This window comes from Rhodococcus sp. Eu-32 (assembly GCF_003336925.1).
Classification (GTDB): domain Bacteria; phylum Actinomycetota; class Actinomycetes; order Mycobacteriales; family Mycobacteriaceae; genus Rhodococcoides; species Rhodococcoides kyotonensis_B.
Genome location: NZ_QGNK01000067.1, coordinates 1 through 495, shown reverse-complemented (window position 1 = coordinate 495; position 495 = coordinate 1). Strand labels below are relative to the sequence as shown.

General features: G+C 53.9%; 1 protein-coding gene. It reads right to left on the bottom strand.

Annotated features, from left to right (window positions below; genetic code table 11):
- Positions 1–134: 134 nt before the first annotated feature.
- Complete coding sequence (locus DK926_RS26340; RefSeq protein WP_114332838.1) at positions 135–386, bottom strand: hypothetical protein; 252 nt, start codon at positions 384–386, stop codon at positions 135–137.
- Between the last annotated feature and the right edge of the window lie 109 nt (positions 387–495).

Sequence of the window (495 nt, the reverse complement as noted above, 5' to 3'; positions counted from 1 at the left end):
TTCGTGCACCATGTTGCCGTAGCGTGTGGCCTCGGACTCTTGGAACGGATACTTCTTGAGCACGCGCACTTGGTGGTAGCGCCGGTTGCAGCCCTCAAAGTCTTTCAAGGAGCTGTGGCTCCATGCGGGTTTCTTCATTTGTTTTCCTCCTGCAGTCTCAGGTACATAGCCACCGCTACGAACAGCGGCGGCACTTCATAATAGTCAGGGTGTTGGATCGTAGGGATGGCATGTCCTATGTTGTCCGGCGTGATCAGTACCCCGTACCCGGTGTCGATACCGATCGCCCTGTACCCCGCGATCTCCAACAGACTGTGTGCGGCATCAACGTCCAGCTTCATAGCGGAATTGATGTCCAGCTTATTTGATGGGATAGTCTTAGCCACTTGCGGTACCGACCTAGAAAACGGCCGAAGATATGAGATGCGTAAGCCGAGCTGAGAATCCTTTGACGAAGGGCTCGTCGTTGTAGAGCTCATGGTTCATGTCCTTGAG